Genomic DNA, 14105 nt, shown 5'->3' on the forward strand with positions numbered 1-14105 from the left:
TATGGCAGCCGATATTCTTGTGGTTGATGACGAAGCGGATATTCGGGATCTTGTCGCGGGCATTCTGAGCGATGAAGGCTACGAAACCCGCACCGCTTTCGATGCGGACAGTGCGCTTGCGGCTATTGACGATCGCGTGCCCCGGCTGGTTTTCCTCGACATCTGGCTTCAGGGAAGCAGGCTCGACGGCCTTGCGCTTCTCGATGAGATCAAGAAACAGCATCCTGATTTGCCGGTGGTGATGATTTCCGGTCATGGCAATATTGAAACGGCGGTTTCCGCAATCCGCCGCGGAGCTTATGATTTCATTGAAAAACCCTTCAAGGCAGACCGTCTCATTCTTGTGGCGGAGAGGGCGCTGGAAACCTCCAAGCTCAAGCGCGAAGTGTCCAGCCTGCGTAAGCGCGGCGGACACAGTCTCGATCTGATCGGAACATCGCTGGCCATCAATCAGTTGCGGCAGACGATCGAGCGCGTCGCGCCGACCAACAGCCGCATCATGATTACCGGGCCATCGGGCGCCGGCAAGGAGCTTGCCGCGCGTGCCATCCATGCGCAGTCGAGTCGCTCCAATGGGCCGTTCATAACCGTGAATGCTGCCACCATCACGCCGGAGCGCATGGAGATAGAGCTTTTCGGCACTGAAATGGACGGGGGTGAACGCAAGGTCGGAGCGCTTGAAGAAGCACATGGCGGTATTCTCTATCTTGACGAGATCGCCGATATGCCGCGCGAAACGCAGAACAAGATTTTGCGGGTTCTCGTCGACCAGCAGTTTGAACGTGTGGGCGGGACCAAGCGCGTGAAAGTCGACGTGCGCATCATTTCATCGACGGCGCAGAATCTCGAAGGCATGATTGCCGAGGGTACCTTCCGCGAAGATCTGTTTCACCGGCTTTCGGTGGTGCCGGTGCATGTACCGGCGCTGGCGGCGCGGCGCGAGGATGTTCCGGCGCTGGTTGAATATTTCATGGCGCAGATTGCCGAACAGGCGGGGATCAAACCGCGCAAGATCGGCCCCGATGCCATGGCCGTCCTGCAGGCCCATAGCTGGCCGGGTAATGTTCGCCAGTTGCGCAATAATGTCGAGCGCGTGATGATTCTGGCTCGCGGTGACGATCCGGAAGCGCCAGTAACCGCCGATCTTCTGCCTGCCGAAATTGGCGATACGCTGCCGCGTGCGCCGACGGAGTCGGATCAGCACATCATGGCCCTGCCTTTGCGTGAAGCACGCGAACGCTTCGAAAAGGAATATCTGATCGCGCAGATCAATCGTTTCGGCGGCAATATTTCACGAACGGCCGAATTTGTGGGCATGGAACGTTCAGCCTTGCATCGCAAGCTGAAGTCTCTTGGCGTATAGCAGCGGACCGGGATCATGCGGGTAATCGTATGCGGAGCAGGGCAGGTCGGTTATGGCATCGCCGAACGTCTTGCGGCGGAAGAAAATGATGTTTCGGTAATCGATACGTCGGCGCGACATATCGAGATCGTGCGTGACACGCTCGATGTGCGCGGTTTTGTTGGACATGGATCGCAACCGGATGTGCTTGCTGCGGCCGGAGCCAATGAAGCTGACATGATCATCGCGGTTACTCTGTCCGATGAGGTCAATATGGTGGCCTGTCAGGTGGCGCATTCGGTGTTCAACGTGCCGACAAAGATCGCGCGTATTCGTGCCCAGTCCTATCTTCAGGCCGAGTATCAGGACTTGTTCCTGCGTGAAAACCTGCCGATTGACGTGATTATTTCGCCTGAACTGGAAGTGGCGGAAGTCGTGCTGCGGCGTATCGCCCTTCAGGGCGCTACGGATGTCCTGCGTTTTGCGGATGACAAGATCATCGGCCTTGCCATCGAGTGTCTTGAAGAATGCCCGGTCATCAACACGCCGCTCAAGCAATTATCCGATTTGTTTCCCGATCTTACCGCGACCGTGGTGGGGGTGGTTCGCAACGACAGTCTTTTCATTCCGCGCTCGTCTGACCAGCTTCATGCCGGTGATCTCGCTTATGTCGTCACCACGCGGGAGCAGGTGCGCCGGACGCTTTCATTGTTTGGTCATGAAAAGCCCGAAGCTCACCGGATCGTCATTGCAGGCGGAGGACATATCGGGCTGTATGTCGCCCGGGCCATCGAAGAGCGTAAATGGCATACAAAGGTCAAAATGATCGAAAGCGATCATGAGCGGGCTTTTGCTATTGCCGATCAGCTCAGCCGAACCATGGTGCTGCATGGCAGTGCGCTTGATCAGACCCTGCTGCAAGAGGCAGATATTGACGATGCGGACCTGATGGTGGCGCTCACCAATCAGGATCAGGTCAATATTCTGGCAAGCATCATGGCAAAAAGACTGGGCTGCAAGTCGAATATGGCACTGATCAATACGGTCGCCTATCAGGATTTTACCCATATGGTGGGTATCGACGCCTATATAAATCCAAAGGCGGTCACTGTTTCCAAGATTCTCCAGCATGTTCGGCGCGGGCGTATTCGCGCCGTTTACAGCGTCTATCGCGACATGGCGGAAATCATTGAAGCCGAGGCGATGGAAACATCGACTCTGGTGGGGGTGCCGCTGCGCGATCTCGACTTGCCGGAAGGATTGCGGATCGGCGCGATTTACCGTGAAGGCAAGGTCATTCAGCCCAATGGCGATGTCCGGATAAAACCCAAGGACCGGGTGGTGATCTTCGCAGTCTCCGACGCCATCAAGCATGTGGAACAGATGTTCCGCGTCAGTTTCGAGTTTTTCTGATTATTTACGGCAGGCGCAGAAGCACAGGGAGGCCGGTGCTGGATGCTTGAAAGAGGCTGGATTGCTTGCAGTCGATTGAAAATAACGAAAGATTGTTGCGATCCTTTGGTTTTTGAAGCCGGTGCAATCAAATTGCAGGTTGCCTAAATATTTTCATCCTGTTAACCGGAGTCTGGATGCGACGCAGTTGTCTTTCCACAACAATTGCAATCAGGTGGGGGCTTTGTGCGTTCCGCTAACTTGATTTATATATGCGCGCATGGTCGTCTGCGCTCAGACGAGTTAACTGCTGGTCGAATAAAGGAATAAAAACAATGGCTGAGCGATCGCAAAACCTTCAGGATCTGTTTCTCAACTCTGTCCGCAAGCAGAAGATCTCACTGACGATCTTTCTGATCAATGGCGTGAAACTTACCGGTATCGTGACATCATTCGACAACTTCTGTGTGCTTTTGCGTCGTGATGGTCATTCACAGCTGGTCTATAAGCACGCTATTTCGACCATCATGCCCAGTCAGCCCGTGCAGATGTTCGAAGGCGAGGAAGCTTGAAGCCTTCAAAATTTATTCGATCATGATCCTGGCCGGATACGGTTTCAGGGTCATGAAGCGATTCGCCGGGGCATTGATTGTTTGAAAGTGCTTGGTTGATAACCTATCTGCACGGATAAGTTATCCGCAGCCCCGGAGTAATCCTGTTTGGTCAAACACGAAAATAAAAACACATCACCTGCCATCCAGAACAAGGATGTCGATCCGACCGATGCCGAGCCGACAAAGGCTGCGGTGATCGTCCCCATATTGCCGGAACGCTATAGTTCGGGCACCACCAGTGAAGAAGCGGTCAAACCCCAGCTTCAGCGCTCCAATGAGGCGCGGCTGGAGGAGGCGGTGGGGCTGGCGCGCGCCATCAATCTCAATATCGTCCATGCGGAAAGCGTGATCGTCAATGCGCCGCGCCCGGCAACATTGCTTGGCACGGGCAAGGTTGAAGCGATTGCCGAACTGGTTGAAGAAAAAGCAATCGAGCTGGTGATCGTCGATCACTCCCTGACGCCCGTGCAGCAGCGCAATCTCGAAAAGGAATGGAACGTCAAGGTCATCGACCGGACGGGCCTGATATTGGAGATTTTCGGCGAAAGGGCGCGCACCAAGGAAGGCACGCTTCAGGTCGAGCTTGCGCATCTCAATTATCAAAAAGGACGTCTCGTCAGAAGCTGGACCCACCTTGAGCGGCAACGCGGTGGCAGCGGTTTTCTCGGCGGCCCGGGTGAAACCCAGATCGAGGCCGACCGGCGCATGCTTCAGGAGAAAATCCTGCGCATCAAGCGAGAGCTTGAAACGGTTGTGCGCACACGCAATCTTCATCGGCAGAAACGGCGCAAGGTGCCGTATCCGATCGTGGCGCTGGTCGGTTATACCAATGCCGGGAAGTCCACGCTCTTTAACCGTATGACCGGCGCGGAAGTGCTTGCGGAAGACATGCTGTTTGCAACGCTCGACCCGACCTTGCGGCGAATCCGTCTTCCGCACGGCGAGACCGTCATCCTTTCGGATACGGTGGGCTTTATTTCCAATCTGCCGCACCATCTGGTCGCGGCTTTCCGCGCCACGCTCGAAGAGGTGGTCGAGGCCGATCTCATCTTGCATGTGCGGGATATTTCCGACCCCGATAATGCAGCACAGTCTGAAGATGTCGAAAGCATTCTGACAAGCCTTGGCATTGAGGCGCAGGACCGTCATCGCGTCATTGAAGTCTGGAACAAGATCGATAATCTGGACGAAGCGGGACGTGAAGCGGCGCTTCGGCTGGCTGCGGCAGGCAATGAAGAGGGACGCCCCATCCCCCTGTCAGCCTTGACGGGGGAAGGTGTTGACAGGCTGCTCTCACAGATCGAAACCCGCATAGCCGGTACATTGAGTACGGTTGAGGTCTTGCTGTCCCCGTTTGAATTGCAAATTCTTGACTGGATTTACCAGCATGGCAGCGATGTCGAGCGTGAAGATCTGGAGGATGGTTCGGTTCGCCTTCGCGCGCGGCTGACGGAAAATGCGCAAAGAATATTGAACGAGAAACGCGGCATTAAGCCTGTTGATCGGGATCCAGAGCTGGATTGAGCAGCATCTTGCGAAAGAGGGCCGCATAGCCCTATGTATGGTGTAACGCCGATTCAAATTCATCCTACCGCCATAATTTCAGAGGCCCATAATGAGAGATCCTATTGAAACCGTCATGAACCTCGTGCCGATGGTGGTCGAGCAGACCAACCGTGGCGAGCGGGCCTATGATATTTTCTCGCGTTTGCTCAAGGAACGCATCATCTTCGTCAATGGCCCCGTCGAAGACGGAATGTCGATGCTGATCTGCGCGCAGCTGCTCTTTCTGGAATCGGAAAATCCCAAGAAAGAGATCAATATGTACATCAATTCGCCCGGCGGCGTTGTAACCTCGGGCATGGCGATTTATGATACGATGCAGTTCATTCGTCCGCCCGTTTCCACACTTTGCATGGGGCAGGCCGCTTCGATGGGCTCGCTGCTTCTGACCGCGGGCGCCACTGGTCAGCGTTATGCGCTGCCAAATGCACGTATCATGGTGCATCAGCCTTCCGGCGGCTTTCAGGGTCAGGCATCGGATATTGAACGCCATGCGCAGGACATCATCAAGATGAAGCGCCGCCTGAATGAAGTCTATGTCAAACATACCGGTCGCGATTACGAGACCATTGAACGGACGCTTGATCGTGACCATTTCATGACTGCGCAGGAGGCACTTGAATTCGGGTTGATCGACAAGGTCATCGAATCGCGAGACGCAGGCGTCGAAGAGGCTAAGTAAAGGAAGCCGGATTGTCGGATTCCCCGATTTTTAGAGTATCCTGCCACAAAAGCGGCTTATTTTTTGGCCGTACGTAAAGGTTAACGCGCGGCGTTAAGCATATGTTGGGGTTCGGCGCGCTAGAATCGTTCGGATTATGCCGAATCTTCAGGGGGAGCGGACTTTTTCAATTGTTCCCCGCTGCAGGTTCTGCAAAAGTCACCGCAAGGACTTCTTCGGTCGGGAAGCCTGCGGTGATGGCAAGGGAACCGAACCGGAAGAAACGATCGAAATGAACATCCGGTGAAGCCGGCTTTCGTTTCGGTTTATTGAAAGGAAACTGCAATGAGCAAAGTCAGCAACGGCGGCGGCGATTCCAAGAATACGCTTTATTGCTCGTTCTGTGGCAAAAGCCAGCATGAGGTGCGTAAGCTGATTGCAGGCCCGACCGTATTTATCTGCGACGAATGTGTCGAACTTTGCATGGACATCATCCGCGAGGAAAACAAGACCTCGATGGTGAAGTCGCGCGAGGGTGTGCCGACGCCGCAGGAAATCATGGACGTTCTTGATGATTATGTCATCGGCCAGAAGGATGCGAAACGTGTTCTTTCGGTCGCCGTGCACAATCACTACAAGCGCCTTGCGCATCAGTCGAAAAGCAACGACATCGAACTGGCGAAATCGAATATTCTGCTGGTCGGGCCGACAGGCTGCGGCAAGACCTACCTCGCCCAGACCCTGGCACGCATCATCGATGTGCCGTTCACCATGGCCGATGCGACGACGCTGACGGAAGCCGGCTATGTCGGTGAAGATGTCGAGAACATCATCCTCAAGCTGCTTCAGTCCGCCGATTACAACGTCGAACGTGCGCAGCGCGGTATCGTCTATATCGACGAGGTCGACAAGATCAGCCGCAAGTCGGACAATCCATCGATCACGCGCGACGTTTCGGGCGAGGGTGTGCAGCAGGCGCTGCTCAAGATCATGGAAGGCACTGTGGCATCGGTTCCGCCGCAGGGTGGACGCAAGCATCCGCAGCAGGAATTCCTGCAAGTGGATACGACGAATATCCTGTTCATCTGCGGCGGTGCGTTTGCGGGCCTCGACAAGATCATCTCGGCTCGCGGTGAAAAGACCTCGATCGGTTTTGGCGCTAATGTCAAATCCATCGATGAGCGCCGGATTGGCGATATTTTCAAGGATCTGGAGCCGGAAGACCTTCTGAAATTCGGCCTTATCCCGGAATTCGTGGGCCGCTTGCCGGTGATTGCGACACTGGAAGATCTTGATGTGGACGCGCTGGTGAAAATCCTGACCGAGCCGAAGAACGCGCTCGTGAAGCAATATCAGCGTCTGTTCGATATGGAGAATGTCGAGCTGAGCTTCCACGATGATGCGTTGCGGGCGATTGCCAACAAGGCCGTCGAACGCAAGACGGGCGCACGCGGCCTGCGTTCGATCATGGAAAAGATTCTTCTCGATACCATGTTCGAACTTCCGACGCTGGAAGGCGTGCAGGAAGTCGTCATTTCCGGCGACGTTGTCGATGGCAGTGCACGTCCGCTTTACATTTATGCCGAACGTCAGGAAGAAAAAGGCAATGCCTCTGCCTGACCATCGTTTACGATAGTTTATGTGGGAAGGCCGCGAAAGCGGCCTTTTCCTTGTCGGCGTCTTGCCGCAACCGTGGATTACATCTATCAGAGCAGCCGTTTTGTGGTTCCATTATGCCGGTCCAATGCATGAAAACAGCAATTGGTGTTTGCAATGGGGGCATAGTGCAAGGCTGATATTGTACAAAATGTCGGGACGGCGCAGGATAGTTGACGATTCTATGAAAGCCGCTTGAATTAAGGGGTTCGGCTCTCCAAGTATGGACCGAAGCACGCTTTGTGATCTGCCTCGTGACGAAAGGGGACACTGGTGTGGCAATCGGGTCGAACGGCCTGAGAAAGGACTTGTATAATGACGAGTATTGAACAGAAGACGCCAGTGGGCGGTGACGACGGGCTGTATGCCGTCCTGCCGTTGCGCGATATTGTAGTCTTCCCTCATATGATCGTCCCGCTTTTTGTGGGGCGCGAGAAGTCTATTCGCGCGCTTGAAGAAGTGATGGGCGTGGACAAGCAAATTCTGCTTGCGACGCAGAAAAACGCCGCCGACGATGATCCGGCGCCGGACGCAATCTATGAAATCGGCACGATTGCAAATGTCTTGCAGCTTCTCAAATTGCCGGACGGTACTGTAAAGGTACTGGTCGAAGGCATTGCGCGTGCGCAGGTTTCAAAATTTACGGATCGTGAGGATTATCACGAGGCTTATGCCGTCGCTCTGGACGAACCGGAAGAAGATGCTGTCGAGATCGAGGCGCTGGCCCGCTCGGTGGTTTCGGATTTTGAAAATTACGTCAAGCTGAACAAGAAGATTTCGCCCGAAGTGGTTGGTGCTGCCGGGCAGATCGACGATTATTCCAAGCTTGCCGATACGGTAGCGTCGCATCTGGCGATCAAGCTGCCGGAAAAGCAGGAAATGCTGTCGATCCTTTCGGTGCGCGAGCGTCTGGAAAAGGCCCTTTCCTTCATGGAAGCCGAAATCTCGGTTCTACAGGTCGAGAAACGTATTCGCAGCCGCGTCAAGCGTCAAATGGAGAAGACGCAGCGCGAATATTATCTCAATGAGCAGATGAAGGCGATCCAGAAAGAGCTTGGTGATGGCGAGGACGGTCGCGATGAAGTGGCCGAACTTGAAGAACGCATCTCCAAGACCCGGCTGAGCAAGGAAGCGCGTGACAAGGCGCAGGCGGAGCTGAAAAAGCTGCGCAGCATGAGTCCGATGTCAGCTGAAGCGACGGTCGTTCGCAACTATCTTGACTGGCTGCTCTCCATTCCATGGGGCAAAAAGTCGAAGGTGAAGCAAGACCTGAACTTTGCGCAGGAAATCCTCGATACCGAGCATTTCGGTCTGGACAAGGTCAAGGAACGCATTGTCGAATATCTTGCCGTGCAGGCGCGTTCGACCAAGATCAAGGGTCCGATTCTCTGCCTCGTCGGCCCTCCCGGCGTAGGCAAGACCTCGCTGGCCCGTTCGATCGCCAAGGCGACGGGACGCGAATATGTCCGCATGTCATTGGGCGGCGTACGTGACGAAGCTGAAATTCGCGGCCACCGCCGTACCTATATCGGCTCGATGCCCGGTAAGGTCATCCAGTCGATGAAGAAGGCGAAGAAGTCCAATCCGCTCTTCCTGCTCGATGAAATCGACAAGATGGGGCAGGACTTCCGCGGCGATCCGTCATCGGCAATGCTGGAGGTACTTGATCCTGAACAGAATTCAACCTTCATGGATCACTATCTTGAAGTTGAATACGATCTGTCGAACGTCATGTTCGTGACGACTGCCAATACGATGAATATCCCCGGACCGCTTCTGGACCGTATGGAAATCATCCGTATTGCCGGTTACACCGAAGATGAAAAGCTGGAGATCGCCAAACGGCACTTGCTGCCAAAGGCAATCAAGGATCATGCCTTGCAGCCCAAGGAGTTTTCGGTAACCGAAGAGGCTCTGCGCAATGTTGTCCGCCATTATACGCGGGAAGCAGGTGTGCGTAACCTTGAACGCGAACTGATGACCCTGGCCCGTAAAGCCGTGACCGAAATCCTCAAGTCGAAGAAGAAATCGGTGAAAATCACCGAAAATAATCTCTCCGACTATCTGGGTGTGGAGAAGTATCGCTTCGGTCAGATCGATGGCGAGGATCAGGTCGGTGTCGTCACCGGACTTGCCTGGACGGAAGTCGGCGGTGAGTTGCTCACCATCGAAGGTGTCATGATGCCCGGAAAGGGCCGGATGACGGTGACGGGTAATCTTCGGGATGTGATGAAGGAATCGATTTCCGCTGCGGCCTCTTATGTCCGCTCGCGTGCAGTTGATTTCGGCATCGAACCGCCGCTCTTCGACAAGCGTGACATTCATGTTCACGTTCCGGAAGGGGCAACTCCCAAGGATGGTCCGTCGGCAGGCATCGCGATGGTCACGGCAATCGTCTCCGTGCTGACGGGCATTCCGGTGCGCAAGGATATTGCCATGACAGGCGAAGTCACATTGCGCGGTCGTGTGCTGCCAATTGGCGGTCTCAAGGAAAAGCTCCTTGCGGCGCTGCGTGGCGGTATCAAGAAGGTTCTGATCCCGGAAGAAAATGCCAAGGATCTGGCGGAAATTCCGGACAATGTGAAGAACAATCTTGAGATCGTGCCGGTATCGCGGGTGGGCGAGGTGCTCAAACACGCGCTCGTTCGCCAGCCTGAGCCGATTGAATGGACCGAGCCGGCAACTCCGGTTACGGCGCCTGCCGTAGAGGACGACGCAGGCGTGACGACCGCTCATTGATTATCGATGTCGTCATATATTGTAATAATGCCGGGCTAAATGCCCGGCATTTCTGTGTTTAACCCCGGTTTTCCGGGCTTTTTTGCAGCTATTAGGCTTGGTTTGTCTTTCGTTTTGAATAAACTCCTCCCGATCCGGTCACGTTATCCGTTCCGGTTAATCAAGAAAGGAAAAGCCTATGAACAAGAACGAATTGGTGGCCGCTGTTGCGGAAAAGGGCGGTCTGACCAAGGCTGATGCTGGAACGGCTGTCGATGCCGTACTCGCCGCAGTTACGGGCGCACTGAAAGCAGGCGAAGAAGTCCGTCTGCCTGGCTTTGGTGTTTTCTCGGTTTCGCATCGCGCAGCCTCCACCGGCCGCAATCCGTCGACGGGCAAGGAAGTTGCCATTCCGGCGCGCAACGTGCCGAAGTTCTCGGCTGGCAAGGGCCTGAAAGAAGCCGTCAACGGTTGATCTTTTAAAGCATGTCGCCCGAAAGTGGGAACCGGTTTCGGGATAACGGCATGCGTTAAAACAAAAACTTAAAGCGTAAGGAGCGAAACTGAAAGATCGCGACACGCTTTAGATCAAAACGATAGTTTGAATGAAAAAAGCCCGGTTTATCCGGGCTTTTTTGCTGGAAATGCTCTATTCCGCTGCTTCGGCCTTGCCGCCGCCGGGGCGGCGCTCCAGCAAGTCTTTGAGGAATTGCCCGGTATAGGAACGTGGTTCCTTGACAATATCTTCCGGGCGTCCCGCCGCCACGATCTCGCCGCCGCCGTCGCCACCTTCGGGGCCAAGATCGATGACCCAGTCGGCAGTTTTGATGACTTCGAGATTATGTTCGATCACGACGACCGTATTGCCCTGTTCGACCAGTTCCTGCAGCACTTCCAGAAGCTTTGCCACGTCATGAAAATGCAACCCGGTCGTCGGCTCGTCGAGAATATAGAGCGTGCGTCCGGTGGCGCGGCGCGAAAGTTCCTTGGCAAGTTTTACGCGTTGCGCTTCGCCGCCGGAAAGCGTGGTGGCCTGCTGGCCGACCTTGATATAGCCAAGCCCGACCTTGGCGAGCGTTTCCAGCTTGTCACGCACCGCAGGGACCGCTGAGAAAAATTCAGCGCCTTCCTCGACCGTCATGTCGAGGACATCGGCGATGGATTTGCCCTTGAAGAGAACTTCCAGCGTTTCGCGGTTATAGCGCTTGCCATGGCAGACGTCGCAGGTGACGTAAACATCCGGCAGGAAGTGCATCTCGATCTTGATGACGCCATCGCCCTGACATGCTTCGCAGCGACCGCCCTTGACGTTGAAGGAAAAGCGGCCGGGCTGATAGCCGCGCGCTTTGGCCTCCGGCAAGCCGGCAAACCAGTCACGGATAGGGGTGAAGGCACCGGTATAGGTGGCTGGATTCGAGCGTGGCGTGCGGCCGATGGGCGACTGGTCAATGTCGATTACCTTATCGAGAAACTCCAGCCCTTCGATGCGATCATGCTCTGCTGCATGGGCGCGCGATCCCATGATGCGGCGCGATGCGGCTTTGAAAAGGGTCTCGATAAGGAAGGTGGACTTGCCACCGCCCGAGACGCCGGTGACGGCTGTGAAGGTGCCCAGTGGAATATCGGCGGAGACATTCTTGAGATTATTGCCGCGTGCGCCCACGACGCGAATGCGTTTTTCCCTGGAAATCTTGCGCCGTTGCGCAGGCACGGCGACTTCGAGAGCGCCCGACAGATACTGCCCGGTCAGCGAATCCGGATTGGACATGATGGCGTTGGGTGTGCCTTCCGCTATGACGCGACCGCCATGCACACCTGCCGCCGGGCCAATATCGACCACATGATCGGCAGTCAGGATGGCGTCTTCATCATGCTCTACGACAATGACCGTATTGCCCAGATCGCGCAGATGGCGGAGCGTATCGAGCAGTCGGGCATTGTCACGCTGATGCAGGCCGATGCTTGGTTCATCGAGGACATAAAGCACACCGGTCAGACCGGAGCCAATCTGCGATGCCAGACGGATACGCTGGCTTTCCCCGCCTGAAAGCGTGCCGGAGTTGCGCGCAAGGGTCAGGTAATCGAGACCGACATCATTGAGAAATTGCAACCGCTCGCGGATTTCCTTGAGAATTCGGGCTGCGATCTCGCGCTGTTTCTCGTTGAGTTTGGCGTCAATATCGCGAAACCACGCGTCGGCATTGCGGATCGACATTTCCGTGATTTCGCCGATATGCTTCATGCCGACTTTCACGGCCAGCGCTTCCGGTTTCAGGCGGTAGCCATGACAGGCCGGGCAGGGCGTCGAGGACATGAAACGCTCGATTTCCTCACGCGACCAGGCCGAATCCGTCTCTTTCCAGCGCCGTTCAAGATTGGGAATAACCCCTTCGAAAGCCTTGGTCATCTGGTAGGAACGAAGGCCGTCATCATATTTGAATATAATCTCGCGGCCCTTGGTGCCATAAAGAACAGCTTGCTGCGCTTCAGGGGAAAGGTCGCTCCAGCGCGCACTGATCTTGAAGCCATAGGCCTTGCCCAGAGCTTCCAGCGTTTGATTATAATAGGGCGATGACGAGCGCGACCATGGCGCAATGGCCCCGTCTTTCAATACGGCATTTTCGTCAGGCAGGATCAGTTTGGCATCGATCGCCTGCTGGGTGCCCAAACCATCGCAGGTGGGGCAGGCTCCAAACGGATTGTTGAAGGAAAAAAGCCGGGGTTCTATTTCAGAAATCGTAAAGCCGGAAACGGGACAGGCGAATTTTTCAGAGAATAGCAGCCGTTCATGCGTTTCATTCGCTGATTTATTGGCGGCTCCGCCTTCTGCGGTTTCTTCCGGCGGCAATGGCTTGTCGGCGAATTCGGCAATTGCCAGGCCGTCCGCCAGCTTGAGACAGGTTTCAAGACTGTCTGCCAGACGTGTTGATAGATCAGGGCGAACGACGATACGATCCACGACCACATCAATATCGTGCTTGTATTTCTTGTCGAGCGCCGGTGCATCGGCGATCTCGTAGAAAGCGCCATCGACCTTGACGCGCTGAAAGCCTTTTTTCTGAAGCTCGGCCAGTTCTTTTTTATATTCACCCTTTCTGCCGCGCACGATAGGCGCGAGAATGTAAAGCCGGGTGCCTTCCTCCAGTTCCATGACACGATCAACCATCTGGCTGACGGTCTGGCTTTCGATGGGCAGGCCGGTGGCGGGCGAATAGGGAATGCCGACGCGCGCGAATAAAAGGCGCATATAGTCATATATTTCAGTGACGGTTCCGACCGTCGAGCGCGGATTGCGGCTCGTGGTCTTCTGCTCGATGGAAATGGCAGGGGAAAGACCGTCGATCTGATCGACATCGGGCTTCTGCATCATTTCCAGAAATTGCCGCGCATAGGCCGAAAGGCTTTCGACATAACGCCGCTGGCCCTCGGCATAGATCGTGTCGAAGGCGAGCGACGATTTTCCGGAGCCTGAAAGGCCCGTCATTACAATCAGCTTGTCACGCGGCAGATCCAGATCAACATTTTTCAGATTGTGTTCACGCGCGCCGCGTATGGAAATGAATTTCTGATCGCTCATTCCGCGTCCTGCTTTTCTATCACGTCATGGATTTGGCAGCGCCGGAAGTTCATGCGCCGCTCCGCTCCATAATATGGGGTCTAACCTTCCGGGGAGAAGGGGTCGGTCCGATCATTCACCTGATGCCCTTAAAGCGTGTCGCGATCTTTCAGATTCGCTCCTCACGTTTTAAGTTTTTGTTTTAACGCATGTCGTTATCCCGAAACCGGTTCCCACTTCCGGGCGACATGCTTTAGCACTGGAACAAATATCGAACAAGCTGCTTTCTGATAGGCGATACGAAATGTGAACGCAAGAGCGTTGACTGTCTCTGCTGACAGGTGCAGACTATCCTTACTCGCCAGTCATGGAGAGATGTCGTCAAGGGATGAAACGATGTCGCCAAGAGGTCCAAGCTGAGCGAGCAGACGCAAGAAGGGAGAAGGAGCATGAGTCCGCCTGACTACGTTGCGTAGCTTTCACGAAAATGAAAGCACAATCGCCACCCATCACAAGGCATCTTCTGCAAGGAATGATGCATAGTTGATCGGAGCAAGCGGTTGCCGAAAACTTCAAACATGCGCGGTAATCATATGGCCGCGT

General features: G+C 55.0%; 9 protein-coding genes. 8 read left to right on the forward strand and 1 reads right to left on the reverse strand.

Features of this window, described 5'->3' with window-relative positions; genetic code table 11:
* The first annotated feature begins 1 nt into the window (after position 1).
* The 8 genes from ntrX to DKP76_RS08825 all read left to right on the forward strand — a co-directional run bounded on the left by ntrX (position 2) and on the right by DKP76_RS08825 (position 10421).
* Positions 2-1363 (forward strand): nitrogen assimilation response regulator NtrX, encoded by a 1362-nt coding sequence (gene ntrX, locus DKP76_RS08790; RefSeq protein ID WP_109706085.1) that lies wholly within the window; start codon positions 2-4, stop codon positions 1361-1363.
* 15 nt (positions 1364-1378) lie between these two features.
* Positions 1379-2755, forward strand: a complete 1377-nt coding sequence (gene trkA, locus DKP76_RS08795; protein WP_109706086.1) for a Trk system potassium transporter TrkA — start codon at positions 1379-1381, stop codon at positions 2753-2755.
* 314 nt (positions 2756-3069) lie between these two features.
* A complete protein-coding gene (hfq, locus tag DKP76_RS08800; RefSeq protein ID WP_002964239.1) occupies positions 3070-3306 on the forward strand; it encodes an RNA chaperone Hfq in 237 nt (78 codons plus the stop codon).
* A gap of 183 nt (positions 3307-3489) precedes the next feature.
* Positions 3490-4872, forward strand: coding sequence for a GTPase HflX (gene hflX / locus DKP76_RS08805; RefSeq protein WP_425349390.1), 1383 nt, complete (start codon positions 3490-3492; stop codon positions 4870-4872).
* Between the two features lie 91 nt (positions 4873-4963).
* Complete coding sequence (gene clpP / locus DKP76_RS08810; protein WP_109706088.1) at positions 4964-5593, forward strand: ATP-dependent Clp endopeptidase proteolytic subunit ClpP; 630 nt, start codon at positions 4964-4966, stop codon at positions 5591-5593.
* A gap of 324 nt (positions 5594-5917) precedes the next feature.
* Positions 5918-7192 carry an ATP-dependent Clp protease ATP-binding subunit ClpX gene (gene clpX / locus DKP76_RS08815; protein WP_109706089.1) on the forward strand — a complete coding sequence of 425 codons (1275 nt, stop codon included), beginning with the start codon at positions 5918-5920 and terminating at the stop codon, positions 7190-7192.
* Positions 7193-7543: 351 nt separating this feature from the next.
* Positions 7544-9967, forward strand: coding sequence for an endopeptidase La (lon, locus tag DKP76_RS08820; RefSeq protein WP_109706090.1), 2424 nt, complete (start codon positions 7544-7546; stop codon positions 9965-9967).
* Positions 9968-10145: 178 nt separating this feature from the next.
* On the forward strand, positions 10146-10421 hold the full coding sequence (locus DKP76_RS08825; protein WP_109706091.1) for an HU family DNA-binding protein: 276 nt from the start codon (positions 10146-10148) through the stop codon (positions 10419-10421).
* Between the two features lie 174 nt (positions 10422-10595).
* Here the strand turns inward: DKP76_RS08825 and uvrA are convergent, their stop codons facing one another.
* Positions 10596-13523 carry an excinuclease ABC subunit UvrA gene (uvrA, locus tag DKP76_RS08830; protein ID WP_109706092.1) on the reverse strand — a complete coding sequence of 976 codons (2928 nt, stop codon included), beginning with the start codon at positions 13521-13523 and terminating at the stop codon, positions 10596-10598.
* Between the last annotated feature and the right edge of the window lie 582 nt (positions 13524-14105).

The sequence above is a fragment of the Falsochrobactrum shanghaiense genome, assembly GCF_003149535.1.
In the GTDB taxonomy this organism is placed as follows: Bacteria; Pseudomonadota; Alphaproteobacteria; order Rhizobiales; family Rhizobiaceae; genus Brucella; species Brucella shanghaiense.